Source organism: Pseudomonas sp. MS01C9, from assembly GCF_058202755.1.
The window spans coordinates 5,277,305-5,293,748 of record NZ_CM177073.1; the positions used below are offsets into that span (position 1 = coordinate 5,277,305).

Below are 16,444 nucleotides of genomic sequence, written 5' to 3' on the forward strand. Positions count from 1 at the left end.
GCAGTGTCGTTCGAAAATCGGGTGGCTGTCACGCCGCAATCGCAGGCAGGCTCAGTCGCTTGCAGAGGCCCCCAGGTCCAGCAGTGTTTCGATTCGCGCCGGGCTGAAAGGCGGACGCGGCACCGGCGGGGTCCAGCCAAGCAGGTGTTCCAGGGCGGCACCGCAGACCCGACCCTGGCAGGCGCCCATCCCGCAGCGACTGGCGAGTTTCGCCTCGCGCCAGTTCCGATGGCCCGTCAGCTCGCCAAAGGGCACATCCTCGCAGCGGCAGACCAGGGTGTCTGCCTGGGCCAATGACTTGAGCCTGTCATCCAGGGCGAACGCCTTGTTCAGGGTCGTGGCAAAACCTTGCCAGTAGCGGCGACGGGTCCACAGCGCCTGGGCCGAGGCGGTATCGCCCACCGCCGCATGCCCGGCGATGCTGCCTTCCACAAGCGCCAGCTCGCTGCCGCCGAAACCGGTGCATTCGCCGGCGGCGTAGTGTTCGGGGCGGCTGGTGGCTTGCCAGGCGTCCACCGCGAGGGCATTGCCAGCCAGCTCGCAGCCCAGGGCCTGGCCGAGCTGGGTGTTGGGGATGAGTCCGAAACCACAGGCCAGGCGATCACAGGCCAGCTCTATCGTCTTGCCCTGTTGCAGCAGACGCACGCCTTCGAGCCGATCATGACCATAGGCTTGCAGCACATGGCTGTCGGTGCGGTAGTGTCGGTCGAACAGAGCGACAGCTTGCAGGCACTTGCCCGGCCAGCGCGGCAGTCGTGCGGCAAAACCGGCCACGGCGCTGCGCTTGGCTTGCTCGGCAATCCGCACGAGCTGCGCGCCTTGGTGCCTGGCTGTGGCGGCGCTGGCCAGCAGCAGCGGCCCGCTGCCGGCGATCACCAGCCGTTCGCCGCGTACCGGCAAGCCAGCCTTGATCAATGCCTGCAAGCCCCCGGCACCGGTCACCCCGGGCAGCGTCCAGCCGGGGAAGGGCAGCAGCAGTTCGCGTGCACCGGTGCAGAGGACCAGGCGCTCATAGGTGATCTGCCAGCCACGTTCGGCATCTTCCAGCAGCAAGGTCTTGTCGCCAACCTCCGCGATCACCCGGGTGCCGGCATGGCAGTGCACGTTGGCGCAGGCCTGCAGTCGGGCGCGCAGGCGTCGCGCCGCGGGCGGCAGGTTGGCCTGGGGCCCGTCGCGCCAGATCTGTCCGCCCGGTGACGGGTTGTCGTCCAGCAGCACGATCCGTGCGCCGCTGCCGGCGGCGGCCAGGGCCGCGGCCATGCCGGCGGGGCCGGCGCCGATGATCAGCAGGTCGGTGGTTTGGTTCATGGTCGGGTTCGCACCTGCATGCCATCGCGGCACAGCGTCTGGCAGGCCAGGCGCCGCTGGCCGTCGATCAGCACCCGGCATTCCTGGCAGATGCCCATGCCGCACAACGGCGCGCGGCGTTGTCCGCTGACCGAGGTCCGGCTGCAGCCGTCCGCGCCCAGGGCGAGGGCGGCCGCGACGCTGGTCCCAGTGGCGACCGACAGCGGCCGGTCATCGAGGAATAATTCAGGCATGGGCCGGTTCTCCCAGGAAACGCTGCGGCAGGTAGGGGCGTGCCGCCAGCGGTGACGTTTCGTTGAACAGTTGAGCCACCAGCAGGTCGGCCGTGGCCGGTGCGGTGGTGACCCCCAGCCCTTCATGGCCCACCGCCAGCCACAAGCCCTTGCGCTGCGGGTGTTGCCCCACCAGTGGCAGGCCGTCCGGGCTGGCGGCGCGAAAACCGGTCCAGGCGCGGATGCCGTTGAGTTGCGCCAGCCCCGGCAGGTAGTCGACGGCGCGCTTGAGCATCCTGGCCAGCATCCAGCCTTCTACCTGCGGGTCGACGGTACCGAACTGCCGCGACGCACCGATGAACAACTGGCCGGTCGGTCGGGGCTGGATATTGCACGCCACGGAAGGGCCGCTGGCGTTGTGGGCGCTGGTGACGTAACCCAGTTCAACCAAGGTGTGGGTAACGGTGGCGGGGTAACGATCGGTGATCAGCAGGTGACCTTTCTTCGGCTCGATCGGCAGTTCCGGGCAGAGGTCGGTGGCCTGGATGCCGTTGGCGAGAATCACCGCTTCGGCGCGCAGCCAGCGACCGTCGTCCAGGCGTACCCGCTGGCCATCCACTTCGACGACCTGAGCGCGCTGCTGATCGATGAGCGGATTGTCCAGCATCCAGCGGGCGGCCGCCGGAGCGTAGAGGATGGCGTCGCCGTTGATCAGCAAGCCACCCTCGAGGCCTTTGCGCAGCCCAGGTTCGCGCTGCTGCAGGCTGGCCTGGCCGATCAACTCGCAGGCTTCGCCATGGGCCAGCAGGTTCAGGTATTTGCTGTGGGCCACCGCCATTTCCTCGGGATTGGCCGCCAGCCACAGGGTGCCGTTGTTGCGCCAGGCGCAGCCTGGGGGCAGGGCATCGGCCAGCTCGCGCCAGCGGCCGAGCGAATATTGGCTCAGGGCCAGTTCCGCCGGGTTGTCGTCCAGCACCAGCAAATGGCCCATGCCGGCGGCAGTGGCGCCGTGCCAACCGGCGTCCAGCACCAGGGCCCGCACGCCTCGTTGGGCCAGCGCCCGGGCACAGGCGGCGCCAATGATACCGGCACCGATGACAATCACGTCGGCAACGGCGCCCTCGCTCACGGACGGATGCCCCAGGCGAACGGGTCGTCCGGCTCGATGATCAGCGAGGCTTCGGCGCTGATGAATGCCCGGCCGCGAATGGTCGGTACGATGCGTTCGCCCGCCGTTTCGTAGCAACCTTGGAACTGGCTGCCGATGACGCTCGCCTGGCGCCAGGTCTGGCCCGCTTGCAGCTTTCCGTCCGCGGCCAGGCACGCCAGCTTGGCGCTGGTACCGGTGCCGCAAGGGGAGCGGTCATAGGCCTTGCCGGGGCAGAGCACGAAGTTGCGGCTGTCAGCGTCAGGGTCATCGGCAAACAGCTCGACATGATCGATCAGGCCGCCGTCTTCGCCACGAAAGCCTTGCTGTTCCAAGGCTTGCTGCACGGCATAGGTGTAGGCGGTCAGCCCGTCGAGGTTATCGCCCGCCACCTGTTGGCCGTGGTCGGCGATCAGGAAAAACCAGTTGCCGCCCCAGGCCACGTCACCCGTCACCGGGCCGATTCCGGGAACCTCCAGGGTCAGCGCCTTGCGGTAGCGATAGGCGGGCACGTTGCGCACGCTGACCGAGCGGTCCTCGTGCAAGGTCGCCTGCACGGTGCCCACCGGGGTTTCGATGGCGTGCACGCCGGGCCCGATCCGTCCCAGGTGGGCCAGCGACGCCACCAGGCCGATGGTGCCGTGGCCGCACATGCCCAGGTAGCCGCTGTTGTTGAAGAAGATCACTCCGGCACAGGCGCTGGGGTCCTGCGGCTCACAGAGCAGCGCGCCCACCAGCACGTCGCTGCCGCGCGGCTCCAGCACGCAGGCCGTGCGCCAGGCGTCGTGCAGGCTCGCCAGGCGCTGCTTGCGTTCGGCCATGCTGCCCTGGCCCAGGTCGGGAAACCCGTCGATGACCAGTCGGGTCGGTTCGCCGCCGGTATGGGAGTCGATCACGGTGATGCGCTTCATGGGTGGGCCACGTCCATTCAGATGAGTGAACGCAAGCGTCGCCCGTGCCGGGGGCCGGCGGCTTGATGCTTTTATCCGCCGCCGATGACGAAATCGGCACAGCGCCGGTCCCTCAATGACTGGACGGCAGGAACTCGAAAAGGGTCTTGCAGACACCGGCGATGTGTTCGTCCAGCAGTTTCACGGCCCGCTCTACATCCCCGGCCCGGCAGGCGTCGACGATCTCCCGGTGTTCGTGGTCGGCGCGTTCCTTGCCGGCCGACAGGCTCATCTGCATGCGCAGGTAGCGCTCCAGCTTGTCGTGCACCGAGCGGATCAGGCTGACCATGAACGGCCGCTGCGCCGGCTCGTACAGGCAGGCATGCAATTGCCAGTTGAGTTCGGCCCAACGCCCCACGTCGTCTTCGCCGATGAATTCGCGACAGATGCCCTCGGCCCGAGCGAAGGTCTCTTCGGTCATGTTGGGAATCGCCAGGCGCAGCACCTTGTCTTCGAGCAGCATCCGCACCTCGAACATCTGTGCCAGTTCTGCCTCGGAAATGCGCGTCACCATTGCCCCGCGATTACGCTGGAACATCACCAGCCCTTCGGCCTCCAGTCGCTTGAGGGCTTCGCGCACGGGAATCTTGCTGACGTTGAACTGCCGGGCGATGTCGTCCTGGCGGATCGGTTCGTCCTCGGCGAAATGCCCGGCCACGATGGCATCGCGCAGGTGGCGGGTGATGATTTCCGAGGTGGAGGGAGTATTGCCCAGGTCGGGCAGGTTGAACTTGGATAAAGTCACGGCGGCGGTCGGATGGCTGAGATGGGAATATGGTATACGACTTTACCGAGACGGTCGTTGGGACTATCAGCCGTCAAGTCGACCCCACCGTGTGGCGCGGGGATCAATCCCCTCGCCACAGGGTTTCTGCGTTATCCATGGGAGAAACTGGCCACGCTGGCCTGCGTCCGAACGACGACCAGCCCGGTGACGCACGCTCCGACGCTCAACGCTATGCCAAACAGTATCAACGCCACATTGGCGCCGAAGCCATCCGCCAACAGCCCGGTCACCACGACCGGGATGCTGAAGCCAACATAGGCGAACAGGAAGAACCCCGCGGTGACCCGCGCCTTTTCCATGCCGGCCATGGCGGTGACGGCTGATAACCCGCCCAGGTACAGGAAACCGTAACAAGCACTGCTGGCACCCAATGCTCCCGCCAACACGGCGAGCAGGGAGCCGACGCTCGCGCCCCAGGCCAGCAACGCGTAGCTCGCAGGCAGGATCAACAGGCCCAGGCTCGTGGCCCTGGCCGGTTGCAGGCGGCGTACCCAGGGCTGGAAAAGCAGGCCGCAACTGATCACGGTGAACGTCGACAGGCCCGACCAGCGCTGCAGATCATGGGTTGCCAGCACCGACGGCAGGATGGCGATGACCAGGCCCGAGGTGGCCCAGGCCAGCAGCATGGAGAAGCTGTAGGGCAGGCTGCCGGCCGGGAACAGGGGCAGGCGTAGCATTGGCGCATGGCGGTTCCTTGCGGCAGGGTCCGGCAGTCGCCATACCACCACGATCGCCACGGTGGCCATGGCCAGCTGCAACCAGAAACTGCCGGGGACCACGCTGGGATATACCAACAGGAACAGGCTGGTCAGGGCGGCACCCAGGCCGAACCCAAGGGACGTACTGGCCGTGACCCGATTGGCGAAGGCGCGTGGGTCGCCATTCGCCAGCAGTTCGCTCATATAGGCGGTGGAAGTCGCCGAGGCCAATCCGGTACCCAGTCCCATCATCAGGCGCGCCAGTCCCAGGGCGATCAGGTTCGGCCAGAGCGAGGTCATCACGGTGGCCACCATCGACAGGCCCAGGGCGACCAGGATCAGCGGCTTGCGCCCGACCCGGTCGGGCAAGCCGCCAAGGGCGAGCAGGACCGGCAGCACCCCCAGCACATAACAGGAGAATGCCACCGCCGTGGCCCCGGCACCGTGGCCGGAGGCTTGCGCATAGGTGGTGTACAGCGGCGCCTGGAGGTTGACCGCCAGGGTGATCAGGCAAAGGCCGAAGGCCAGTCCCCATGAGTGTCGATCCGGTGTGTTCAAGCGTATGTCCTGATGGTCTGCACGTGTGAGGGACTATCAAGTCCGGGCCGCAGACGGACAAGGAACACAACGGTGCCTTTTGTGTTTAACTGTTCCCTCGAATTATGGAAACACTTGAGCCACGAGACCGCCAAGGGCACGCGCCATGGACTTGAACATCGATCGCAATGCCGGGACCCCAGTGATCCGGCAACTGGTGACACACCTCGGGGAGTGGATACACGCCCAGCACATCCGTCCTGGCGCGCGGATGCCCTCCATTCGTTCCCTGGCCCGGGAAAACGGCGTGAGCCTGTCTTGCGTGATCAAGGCCTACGACCAGATGGTCGCCAGTGGGGTGCTGGAGTCCCGCCACGGCTCGGGATTCTTCGTGGCGCAACAGGCGGCCCGCGCCGCCGAGCCGGACACAGAGCCGGGGGATGGGCCGTGGTCGCTGTTCGACAACGCGTCGACGCAGCTCAAGCTCGGTTGCGGCTGGCTGCCCGACGCCTGGCGCGACGATACCGACCTGGGCCAGGCGATCCGCCAGGTGGTGCGCAGCGACAACCACGCATTGTTCAACTACAGCAGCCCGTTGGGCTCGCCTCATCTGCGCCTGCAACTGCAAAAACGCCTGGGCCTGATCGACATTCACGTCGACCCGGCACAGATCATCACCACCCAAGGCGCCAGCCAGGGCCTCGACCTGTTGGTGCGAACCCTGCTCAAGCCCGGCGACCTGGTACTGGTGGAAAGTCCCGGCTACTACAACCTGTTCAATCTGCTGAAGTTGCAGGGGGTCAGGACCGTGGCGGTGCCGAGAACCGCCCAAGGCCCGGACATCGCCCGCCTGGAACAGCTTCTCGGCGAGCACAAACCCTCATATTTCTTCATCAACAGCATGTACCAGAACCCCACCGGCACCAGCCTGGCGCCGAGCGTGGCCTATCGTCTGTTGCAACTGGCGACGGCCCATGACTTTCGCCTCATCGAAGACGACATCTACGCCGATTTCCAGAATGGCCCGACGTCCCGCCTGGCCTCCCTGGATGCACTGGACCGGGTGATTTACCTGGCGAGTTTTTCCAAGACCTTGTCCAGTTCGCTGCGCATCGGTTATGTGGTCGCCCAGCCCGACATCATCCGGCGCCTGGCCGATGTCAAGATGATTACCGGCATCGGTTGCTCACTGCTGGCGGAAAACGTGGTAGCGACATTGTTGGCCAACGGTGCCTATCGCAAGCTGATCCAGCGCTTGCGCCAGCGTCTGAACAAGCAGATGGCAAGTACGCTGCGCCACCTGGACCCGGCCCACTGGGAGGTGTTTGCCGAGCCGATGGGGGGGATGTTCGTCTGGGCCAGGCCTCGGTACCTGACGGCACAACGGGTGCAGCAGATCGCCCGGCAATTGCAGATCCAGTTGTCCCTGGGTTCGACGTTCCTGCCCCAAGGGGAGGCGTGCGACTGGTTGCGGTTGAATGTGGCCCATACTCAGGATCATCGTGCGCAGGTGTTCTTCCAGCGGGTGGAGCAGGAATCGATTGTGGCGGGCCAGTAGAGCATGGGGAGACTGTTCTGGCGCCATCGCGAGCAAGCTCGCTCCCACGGAGCAGAGCCGGGGGGCACCGAAGATCCCTGTGGGAGCGAGCTTGCTCGCGATGGCGGACTGACCGGTCACAAAAAATATTTTCGTTAATGGGAATAGATATCGAACAGGAATGAGTTGCTGTATCTTTCGCGACACATTCTTGTCAGCCTCCCGATGCGGAGGCTTTTTTCCATTAGGATTGTGCATCGATGCGTCGGATTCTCGTTTCACTGTGTGTGCTCCAGGCTTATTCCGTTTCCACCTGGGCTGAACAGCCAGTCCCTGCCAAGCCGGCTTCCCTTGAGTTGCAAGCCACGGATATCGTCGGTAGCGCCGACTATGAATCGGCACAGGGACCGGTGAAGGGCTATCACGCCACCCGTTCGGCCAGTGCCACCCGTACCGACACCGCGATTCATGAAACACCACAGTCCATTTCCGTGGTATCCCGCGACGTGGTCCAAGACATTAGTGCCACGCGCCTGCAGGATGCCCTCGATTACGCCGGCGGCGTAGGCCGGGCCAACAACTTCGGTGGCCAGGGCCTGACCACGTTTACCGTGCGCGGCTTTACCACGGGGGAGTTCTACCGCAACGGTTTCCCCATCAACCGTGGCTACCCTAACATGCCCGACGCCAACACCATCGAGCGGCTGGAGGTCCTGCGTGGCCCGGCCACCATGCTTTACGGTCGTGGCGATCCGGGCGGTACCTTCAACGTGGTGTCCAAGCAACCATTGGCCGAGCGCACGGTGACCCTGGGCAGCCAGGTCAATGACCAGGGGATGCGTCGAGGCACCCTGGACGCCTCCGGGCCGCTGGACGAAGAGGGCCGCCTGGCTTACCGGCTGAACGTGATAGGCGAGGGCGGCGACACCTTCCGCGATCACGTCGAGACCGAGCGCTATGGCATCGCGCCCGTGGTCACCTGGCAGCTCAACGACACCACGCGCCTGACCTTCGAAGGCGATTTCATGCGCAACAATGCGCCGCTGGACCGTGGCCTGACCCATTACGCCGGCCAGCGCGGCACCGCCTCGCGCGATACCTTCTTCGGCGAAAAAGACGCCGGCAAGCTGCACAACGACAACAACATGCTGCAGGTGCGCTTCGAGCACATGCTCAACGACGACTGGACCCTCGCTGGCGGAACCCAGTGGCTCGACGGCACCTTGCAGGGCAACGCGGTGGAGGGCAACGGGATCGCCGCCGACGGGCGCACCCTGGGCCGCAACTTCAACTACCGCAAGCTGGAGTGGACCGACCGTGACACCCAGCTCAACCTCACCGGGCATTTCTCCACCGCAGGGTTCGAACACACACTGTTGACCGGTATCGAGTACGAAGACTACGACTACAAGTCCATCATCCAGCGTTCCTCCGGCGCCGCCGGTGCCTACCCGATCGACATCTTCGATCCGGTGTACGGCCAGCCACGCCCGGCGTTGACCCGCACGCCGACCAATGACCAGGAGAACCTCAAGACCCTGGGTGTATTCATCCAGGACCAGGTGGCGCTGACCGAGCGCTTGAAGGTGTTGGCCGGCGCGCGCATCGAGCGGTTCGAGCATCGGTACGAGAATTTCACCACCCGCAATGGGGATTGGGATGCCAGCCATAACGCGACCACTCCACGACTGGGCGTGATCTACGACCTGACCGACACCGTGGCGGTGTATGCCAATACCGCCCGTTCGTTCAAACCTAACACTGGCCGTAGCCGTGCAGGCGGTGGGTTCAAGCCGGAGGAGGGCAAGTCCTACGAAATGGGCGTCAAGTGGGAAGCGCTGGACCGCCAGTTGAGTGTCGACGCGGCGGTGTACCAGATCGAAAAGCGTAACGTACTGACCCCCGATCCCTTGGACCAGGACTTCAAAGTGGCGGCCGGCGAAGTGCGCAGCCGCGGTTTCGACTTGAATGTGGCGGGCAACCTGACACCACAATGGCGCATGATCGGTGGCTACGCCTATGTGGATGCCGAAGTGACCAAGGACACCAGCATCCCGTCCGGCACCCGCTTGCTCAACGTGCCCAGGAACTCCTTCAGCCTGTTGAACGTCTACGAGTTCCAGGACGGTGGCCTCAAGGGCCTAGGCCTTGGTGTCGGTGCCCGGTACGTCGACGAGCGGGCCGGCAATACCGCGGCCAGCACCTTTAGCATGGACAGCTACAGCGTCGTGGACCTACTCGGTTTCTACAAGGTCAACGAGCGGATCCGCCTCAACCTGGATCTGAAGAACCTGTTTGATGCCGACTACGAAGAGGGAGCATTCGGTGGCGTCTACGCCTACCCGGGCGCTCCGCGGACCGTGCAGGCCGGCATCTCCTACACGCTCTGAATCCAGTGCGTCATGAAAACCCCGGAGGTCCTGCCTCCGGGGTTTTTCTTTATTACCACTTGCCCGTGCTCATGCCGCCGTCCACTGGCAGTATCGCGCCGGTGGTGAAATCTGCGCTGGCCAGGTACAGCACGGCTTGGGCGATCTCTTCGATGGTGCCTACGCGTCCGGCCGGGGCCAGGCCGTTGAGGAACTCGCGGTGTGCCGGATCATGCATCGGTGTGTCGACGATCCCGGGTGCCACGGCGTTGACCTTGATGTTGTAGGGCGACAGCTCGAGGGCCAGGGCGCGGGTCATCTGGTTGACGCCGCCCTTGATCAGCACCGGCAACGCCGCCGGTACCTGGATGTTGGGCTGCAGGGCCACGGCGGCCGAGATGTTGATGATGAAACCTTGCTGGCGGCTGATCATATGGGCGGCCGCGGCCTGGCTGGCGAAGACGAGCCCTTTGAGGTTGGTGTCCAGCAACGCGTCCAGGTCCTGGGGGCTGTATTCGACAAAGGGCTTGGGCAGGAAGAAGCCGGCGTTGTTGACCAATCCGTCGACGGCGCCGAACGCCTCGATGGCTCTTTCGACCAGTGCCGTTGCGGTCGAAGGATCGGCGATATCGCCCACCACGCCGATGAAGGCGGCCGGATGACCGAGCAGGGCGGCGGCATTGTCCAGGCCGGCCCCGGAGCGCGCATTGCCCACCACGTTATAACCCCGGTCCAGGAATGCCTTGACCAGGCCCAGGCCGATCCCGCTGGACGCGCCGGTGACGATGACGGTTTTGTTGATGCTCATGATTGACTCCTGATCACATTGAATGGAACCGGGCGCCCGTGTGGGCGGTGGTTGTGGTCAGGGTATTGCTGCATCGATGCTTGATAAATATGGGTTCTGGTACTTGAGTTGATACCTCATGTAATGAGTGGCAAGGGCAACGCAAGCTCGTTCCCATGGATTTGTCAGACTGGCAGGCAGAAAAAAGCCCGGTCAATGGACCGGGCTCGGAAGGGATCTGTCATTCCTTGGGAAGACTTCGATAGTGGGTCGTCGTCATTCCCGCGTACCCCCAGTTATCCGTATCGACTTCCTCGATCACGATATGGGTCAGGTGTGGATCCTTGCCCAGTACGCGCTGAAGGGTATCGGTGATTTCGGCGATCACCTGGGCTTTTTGTTCGCGGGTAACGCCGTCTCGGGTAATTCGCACATTGACGAAAGGCATGTCGCACTCCTGCTGATCAAAAAGACGCAGGAGAAATTCCCACGTCAACGAACTCACTGTATTTATACGCCACAGGCTGATAAACAGGGCCTCGGCATATTCAGTTGATACGCGGTGTAATCAATCATGAAACGTCATTTCGAAGACCTGCAGTTGGGCAGCATAGAACTGTTTTGCCTGGCGGCAGAGGCGGGCAGTTTCACCGCTGCGGCGCAACTGGCAGGGGTAACCCCCGCGGCGGTGAGCCGTTCGGTCTTTCGCCTGGAAGAGCGCCTGGGCTCCCGGCTTTTCGTGCGTACCACCCGCAGCATCCGCCTGACCGAAGCCGGCAGGACCTACTTCGAGCAATGCCGCCAGGCGTTGACGCAACTGGTGGAGGCGCAGCAGGAAATGATGGGGGCGCAGTCGGTACCGTCCGGGCAACTGCGCATCAGCTTGCCCACCACGTATGGTCACCACCGCATCCTGCCATTATTGCCGACCTTTCGGGCGCTGTATCCGCAAGTCAGCGTGGACGTCCACTTGAGCAACCGCAACATCGATTTCGTGGCCGAAGGGTATGACCTGGCTATCCGGGTGCGGGCCCAGCCGGACTCCTCCATGATCGCCCGCCTGCTGGAAGATGCGAAGCTGGTGGTCATCGCTTCCCCGGACTATCTACGTCGGGCCGGGACCCCACAGACCCTGGAAGACCTGGACGTTCACGAATGCATCCAGTTCGAATTGCCCAGCAGCGGTCGTCGCATCTCCTGGTTGTTCAATGTCGACGGCCGGGAGCGCGAAGTGTTCGGCCAGGGCGGCTACTGCTGTTCGGATGATGTGCTGGGTGGGGTCAGCCTGGCCAGGCATGGGGCAGGGTTGTTTCAGACGTATCGATTCATTGTAGAAAAGGAACTGGCGGATGGGAGCCTGGTGGAGGTGCTACAACCCTACAGTGGCCGATCCCGTCCGTTTACGTTGCTCTATCCTCACGGCCGGTATGTGCCGCAACGGGTGCGTGCTTTCGTGGACTTCCTGTTGACGTACCGGCAGCAGTGGGCCGAAGCCTGAAGCAAAAACCTGTGGCGAGGGGATAAATCCCCCCGCCACAATGAAGCGATCAGGTTTGCGTTCGGTCAGCGATCAGAACCGGAATGCCTGACGACCGATCAACAACCACTTGCCGTCTTTCTGCTTCTGCCAGATCTGGAAGTTCTCGATTTCCGTTGGGACCACTTCGGTGCCCTTGAGCGCTTGGGCCGAAAAGTGGTTACGCACCAGGGCGGTGTCTCCCGACAGGATGATTTTCTGATTCTTCATTTCCAGGGTCTTGAACGCACTCTTGCCGGTTTCGATGTCGGCAATGAAGGCTTTCTTGTCCTGGATGTTGCCGCTGGAATGCCCATAGGTCAGGTTCTCGGCGGCCAGGGCCTGGAGTTGCGGGATGTCCTTGTGCAGCATGGCCTGGGTCAGGTGGTCGACGGCCTGGGCCACTTCCTGTTCGGCCGATGAGGTGGCTGCCGCTGCGTAGCCGCTGAACAGGCACAAGAAGCTGACGATCAATGTCGCTTTTTTCATGAAGATTTCCTTGTTGTTGTAGGTATCGGCAATGCACGAGCACTTTGCTTGAATTGTGCTCGTCGGTCATCGTACAACTTGTCGAAGGCTACGGGAATAGTCGAACAGCCGGGCCATCTGTGAAATCGGCGAGGTCTGGTCAGAGGACACCGGGGAGGGACAACGATACTGCGAGGGCCTTCCTGGGCTGGCGGCGCATTCACAGCCCCTCGCGAACCGCTCCCCGAATGCCGTCCAGCAACATGGTGAACGCCGGGTTGTCGTTGTCCTCTCTCCACACTAGGTGCAGTTCGCTCTGCACCCCTTCACCCAGGTCGATTTCACGGAATACGACATGCTTGAACACCACGCTGGTGGCGCAGCGCGGCACCAGCGCCAGGCCCATGCCGGCGTTGACCAGCGCCAGGATCGTCAGCGACGAGCCCAGCCACTGCACGAATTGCGGCGCGACCCGGGCCGAGCGGAGCATGCCGGTAAGCAGTTCGTTGAAGGGCGGGTAGGCGGTATGGGAGTACATGAGGAACGGTTGGCCGTCGAGATCCTGGACGCTCACGGAGTCGGCGCGGGCCAGCGGGTGGCCGGCAGGCACCGCCAGGACGAAGGGTTCGCGTACCAGGCACTCGGTGGCGTAGCCGGTCTCCAATAGCGGGGAGCGGACGATGCCCAGGTCGATCCGCCGGGCCCGCAGGGCCTCATGCTGCTGGTAGGTATTCATTTCCGACAGGACAATCTTGACCTGGGGCTGTTTCAGCCGTGCCTCGGCAATGACCCTGGGCAGGAACTCATAGACGGCGCTGCCGACGAAGCTGATCGTCACCGAACCGATATCGCCCTGGGCGAACCGCCGGGCGGCCACGGCGGCCTGTTGCGCCTGCTCCAGGAGATTCTGCGCCTCGATGAAGAAAGCCCGGCCGGCGGCCGTGAGCGCGACGCTGCGGGTGCTGCGGGTGAACAGCTCGACCCCCAGGTGGTGCTCCAGCAACTGGATCTGCCGGCTCAAGGGCGGCTGGGTCATGTTCAGCCGTTCGGCGGCGCGACGGAAGTTGAGCTCGGTCGCCACGGTGGTGAAGCAGCGCAGTTGGGCCAGTTCAAACATTGATTCAATCCAGGTATCAATCAAGTGCCAAGTTAGATTAGACGGGAACAATACCAGCCGTCCATCATCGGGCCGTTCTCCACAAAAACAATGAATGGGAGGCTCCCTTGAACAACCTGTCGGACTCCACGCATGACAGCACCCTCGCGGTCGCTGCCGCCAAGGTCAAACGTCATGTCCTGCCCCTGGTGGTGGTGATGTTCATCGTCAACTACATCGACCGGGTCAACATCGGCTTCGTGCGCAGCCACCTGGAAACCGACCTGGGCATCGGCGCCGCTGCCTATGGCCTGGGCGCCGGGCTGTTCTTCGTCGGCTATGCGCTGTTCGAAGTGCCATCCAACATGCTGCTGCAACGTTACGGCGCCCGGGCCTGGCTGACCCGGATCATGTTCACCTGGGGCGCGGCGGCGATGGCCATGGCCTTCGTGCGCGGCGAAACCAGTTTCTATGTCTTGCGTTTCATCCTCGGCGCGGCGGAAGCAGGGTTCTTCCCCGGCATCATCTACTACTTCACCCAATGGCTGCCCGCCAACGAACGCGGCAAGGCCATGGCGATCTTCCTCAGCGGCTCGGCCATCGCCTCGGTGATTTCCGGACCGGTGTCCGGTGCCTTGCTGCACATCAGCGGCATGGGCCTGCATGGCTGGCAATGGATGTTCCTGATCGAAGGTTTCGCCTCCATCGCCCTGTGCGGGTTTGTCTGGTTCTGGTTGCAATCGCACCCCAGCCAGGCCAAGTGGCTGACCGCTGAAGAGAAGACCGTGCTGATCGCCGCCATTGCCGAGGAGCAACGTGCCAGGGAAGCCGCCCAGGTCATCAAGCCGTCGGTGTTCAAGTTGCTCGCCGACCGCCAGATCGCGCTGTTCTGTTTCATCTACTTTTCCATCGCCCTGACCATCTACGGCGCCACCTTCTGGCTGCCGAGCATGATCAAGAAAATGGGCGGCCTGGGGGATTTCCAGGTGGGCCTGCTCAACTCCATCCCGTGGATCATTTCCATCGTGGCGATGTATGGCTTCGCCGCCTTGGCCAGCCGCTGGAAGTTCCAGCAGGCCTGGGTCGCGGTGACCCTGGTGATCGCTGCCTTCGGCATGTTCATGTCCACCACCGGCGGTCCGGTGTTCGCCTTCGTCGCGATCTGCTTCGCGGCCATCGGTTTCAAGGCGGCCTCGGCACTGTTCTGGCCCATCCCCCAGGGCTACCTGGACGCGCGCATCGCAGCGGCGGTGATCGCCCTCATCAACTCCATCGGCAACCTCGGCGGTTTCGTCGCGCCCACGGCCTTCGGCTTCCTGGAACAGACCACCGGTTCCATCGAAGGCGGCCTGTACGGGCTGGCCATCACCTCGCTCGTGGCGGCCGTGGTGATATTTTTCGCCCGCACCGCGCCGCGTCGGGACAAGCCTGACTCGTTGTCCGGTCGGCCCGAAGCAGCGACCCACGCCGACTCATCGGAAAAATCACAAGCCCTGAACCCTGGCCCATCGGGAGCCGCTGTATGAAGATCAAACGCGTCACCGTCACACCCATCGCCTTCCGTGATCCGCCGCTGCTCAACGCCAGCGGCATCCACGAACCCTACGCGCTGCGCTCGATCATCGAAATCGAGAGCGACAACGGCTACATCGGCCTGGGAGAAAGTTACGGCGATGCGCCGGCTCTGGCGATCCAGCAACAGCTGCAAAGCCAGCTGATCGGCCTGGATCCGTTCAACCTCAATCAGCTGAGGGCCATTGTCCAGGCCACCGTGGCGGCCCACCGCCCGGCGAGCGTCGCGGGGGCGGAGCTGGCGCCGGGATCCCACGCCAGCAAGGCAGTGAGCAATGCCTATTCGGCCTTCGAGGTGGCGTGCCTGGATCTTCAGGCCCGTTACCTGAACGTACCGTTGGTGGACCTGCTGGGCGGGGCGATTCGCGATCAAGTGCCGTTCAGTGCCTACCTGTTCTTCAAGTATGCCGAGCACATCGATTCACCGTACCCGCCGGACAGCTGGGGTGAAGCCCTGGATGAACGGCAGATCGTCGCCCAGGCCCGGCGCATGATCCAGGACTACGGCTTCAAGAGCATCAAGCTCAAGGCCGGTGCCCTGGAGCCGGAGCATGAAGTGTCGTGCATCAAGGCGTTGAAGCAGGCGTTTCCCGGTTATCCCTTGCGCATCGACCCCAATGGCAACTGGTCGCTGGAGACTTCCATTCGCATGGCCGAGTTACTGGGCGATGACCTGCAGTATTACGAAGACCCGACGCCAGGGCTGGCGGGGATGGCCGAACTGCACAGGCGCACGGGGCTGCCCCTGGCCACCAACATGGTGGTCACCGACTTCGACGAGCTGCGTCGCAGCATCGCCCAGGACAGCGTGCAGATCGTCCTGGCCGATCACCATTACTGGGGCGGGCTGCGCGACACCCAGGTGCTGGCGAAGATGTGCGCCACCTTCGGCCTTGGGGTGTCGATGCATTCGAATTCGCACCTGGGCATCAGCCTCATGGCCATGGCCCACGTGGCGGCAGCGGTGCCGAACCTGGACTACGCCTGCGACACCCATTACCCATGGCAGGAGCCGGACGAAGAAGTCATCCAGGGCGGCAAGCTGCCCATCGTCGATGGCTGCGTGAAAATTACCCGGGCGCCGGGGCTCGGGCTGGAGCTGGACCGAGACCAGTTGGGCCTGCTGCATGAACAGTACCTGCGTTGCGGCATTCGTCAGCGTGACGATGTGCGGCAGATGCAGCGCTACCGGCCGGACTGGAAAATCGTCAAGCCGAGGTTCTGAGGCGACGGCGGCGGGCCTGCCGCGCAGGCCAGCGAAAGCAGGCCCTTGTGGTGAGGGGATAAATCTCCTCACCACAAGGTCGGTGGTATTGAGCACCCACCTTATACCCTCCCAGGCCATCCAGTGGCCCACGCCCAAAGTACCGCGCCCGCCGACAACGCAGTCTTACGCCCAAACTGCCGCGCCCGTCAGCCTCGCCGTCTTACATCCAAAATGCCGCGCCAGCCCGGCGCTT

At 63.7% G+C, this 16,444-nt stretch carries 15 protein-coding genes; 5 read left to right on the forward strand and 10 right to left on the reverse strand.

Going from position 1 to position 16,444, the window contains the following annotated elements; all coding sequences use genetic code 11:
• Positions 1-51: 51 nt before the first annotated feature.
• The 6 genes from AC1M7R_RS23895 to AC1M7R_RS23920 form a co-directional block, all read right to left on the reverse strand.
• Positions 52-1,308 (reverse strand): FAD-dependent oxidoreductase, encoded by a 1,257-nt coding sequence (locus AC1M7R_RS23895; RefSeq protein WP_490609976.1) that lies wholly within the window; start codon positions 1,306-1,308, stop codon positions 52-54.
• Entirely contained in the window at positions 1,305-1,541 is a 237-nt protein-coding gene (locus AC1M7R_RS23900) for a 2Fe-2S iron-sulfur cluster-binding protein (RefSeq protein WP_072391381.1), read from the reverse strand. Before AC1M7R_RS23900 ends, AC1M7R_RS23895 begins: the two co-directional genes overlap by 4 nt.
• The gene (locus tag AC1M7R_RS23905) at positions 1,534-2,649 is read right to left on the reverse strand and encodes an NAD(P)/FAD-dependent oxidoreductase (protein WP_490609977.1); all 1,116 of its coding nucleotides are present in this window, start codon (positions 2,647-2,649) and stop codon (positions 1,534-1,536) included. The genes AC1M7R_RS23900 and AC1M7R_RS23905 overlap by 8 nt, the downstream gene beginning before the upstream one ends.
• Positions 2,646-3,578, reverse strand: coding sequence for a 4-hydroxyproline epimerase (locus AC1M7R_RS23910; protein WP_490609978.1), 933 nt, complete (start codon positions 3,576-3,578; stop codon positions 2,646-2,648). Before AC1M7R_RS23910 ends, AC1M7R_RS23905 begins: the two co-directional genes overlap by 4 nt.
• 112 nt (positions 3,579-3,690) lie before the next feature.
• Entirely contained in the window at positions 3,691-4,362 is a 672-nt protein-coding gene (locus AC1M7R_RS23915; protein WP_072391391.1) for a GntR family transcriptional regulator, read from the reverse strand.
• Positions 4,363-4,493: 131 nt separating this feature from the next.
• Complete coding sequence (locus AC1M7R_RS23920) at positions 4,494-5,660, reverse strand: MFS transporter (RefSeq protein ID WP_072431043.1); 1,167 nt, start codon at positions 5,658-5,660, stop codon at positions 4,494-4,496.
• Between the two features lie 145 nt (positions 5,661-5,805).
• Here AC1M7R_RS23920 and AC1M7R_RS23925 point away from each other — a divergent pair, with 145 nt between their 5' ends.
• Together AC1M7R_RS23925 and AC1M7R_RS23930 are read left to right on the forward strand one after the other, a co-directional pair.
• Positions 5,806-7,197 (forward strand): aminotransferase-like domain-containing protein, encoded by a 1,392-nt coding sequence (locus AC1M7R_RS23925; protein ID WP_072391397.1) that lies wholly within the window; start codon positions 5,806-5,808, stop codon positions 7,195-7,197.
• 239 nt (positions 7,198-7,436) lie between these two features.
• Entirely contained in the window at positions 7,437-9,566 is a 2,130-nt protein-coding gene (locus AC1M7R_RS23930; protein ID WP_490609979.1) for a TonB-dependent siderophore receptor, read from the forward strand.
• A 52-nt stretch (positions 9,567-9,618) separates the two neighbouring features.
• Here AC1M7R_RS23930 and AC1M7R_RS23935 read toward each other — a convergent pair whose 3' ends face one another.
• Both AC1M7R_RS23935 and AC1M7R_RS23940 read right to left on the reverse strand, forming a co-directional pair.
• Entirely contained in the window at positions 9,619-10,353 is a 735-nt protein-coding gene (locus tag AC1M7R_RS23935; protein ID WP_072391403.1) for an SDR family NAD(P)-dependent oxidoreductase, read from the reverse strand.
• 220 nt (positions 10,354-10,573) lie between these two features.
• Positions 10,574-10,780, reverse strand: coding sequence for a tautomerase family protein (locus AC1M7R_RS23940; protein WP_072391406.1), 207 nt, complete (start codon positions 10,778-10,780; stop codon positions 10,574-10,576).
• 126 nt (positions 10,781-10,906) lie between these two features.
• On the opposite strand from AC1M7R_RS23940, the gene AC1M7R_RS23945 reads away from it, so the two are divergent.
• Positions 10,907-11,830: a LysR family transcriptional regulator gene (locus AC1M7R_RS23945; protein ID WP_072431040.1), complete on the forward strand. Its 924-nt coding sequence runs from the start codon at positions 10,907-10,909 to the stop codon at positions 11,828-11,830.
• Between the two features lie 72 nt (positions 11,831-11,902).
• On the opposite strand, the gene AC1M7R_RS23950 is transcribed toward AC1M7R_RS23945, so the two are convergent.
• On the reverse strand, positions 11,903-12,337 hold the full coding sequence (locus tag AC1M7R_RS23950; RefSeq protein ID WP_072391413.1) for a nuclear transport factor 2 family protein: 435 nt from the start codon (positions 12,335-12,337) through the stop codon (positions 11,903-11,905).
• Positions 12,338-12,536: 199 nt separating this feature from the next.
• Entirely contained in the window at positions 12,537-13,433 is an 897-nt protein-coding gene (locus tag AC1M7R_RS23955; protein ID WP_072391416.1) for a LysR family transcriptional regulator, read from the reverse strand.
• A gap of 107 nt (positions 13,434-13,540) precedes the next feature.
• On the opposite strand from AC1M7R_RS23955, the gene AC1M7R_RS23960 reads away from it, so the two are divergent.
• Positions 13,541-14,938: an MFS transporter gene (locus AC1M7R_RS23960; protein WP_072391419.1), complete on the forward strand. Its 1,398-nt coding sequence runs from the start codon at positions 13,541-13,543 to the stop codon at positions 14,936-14,938.
• Positions 14,935-16,209 carry a glucarate dehydratase family protein gene (locus tag AC1M7R_RS23965; RefSeq protein ID WP_072391422.1) on the forward strand — a complete coding sequence of 425 codons (1,275 nt, stop codon included), beginning with the start codon at positions 14,935-14,937 and terminating at the stop codon, positions 16,207-16,209. Before AC1M7R_RS23960 ends, AC1M7R_RS23965 begins: the two co-directional genes overlap by 4 nt.
• Positions 16,210-16,444 lie beyond the last annotated feature (235 nt).